At 49.3% G+C, this 217-nt stretch carries 1 pseudogene; it reads left to right on the top strand.

Going from position 1 to position 217, the window contains the following annotated elements:
- A pseudogene (locus LJE08_RS14780) lies at positions 1-217 on the top strand (replication-associated recombination protein A); the annotation flags it as partial.

Below are 217 nucleotides of genomic sequence, written 5' to 3'. Positions count from 1 at the left end.
CAAGAAGACGTTGAAAAAACGGCCAATGAGCCAGTACCGCTGCAGATTCGCAATGGTACCACCAAACTTATGAAGGAGCTGGGCTATGGTAAAGACTATCAGTACGCACATGATACGGCGGCTAAAATGACTGCGATGGAGACGATGCCGGCTAATCTCGTGGGGCATCAGTATTATTACCCAACCGAGCAGGGCAATGAGATTCGCTTTAAACGGC

Source organism: Holdemanella sp. DFI.5.55 (assembly GCF_020593575.1).
Taxonomy (GTDB): Bacteria; Bacillota_I; Bacilli_A; order Erysipelotrichales; family Erysipelotrichaceae; genus Holdemanella; species Holdemanella hominis.
This window is presented reverse-complemented; position numbering and strand designations above follow the sequence as displayed.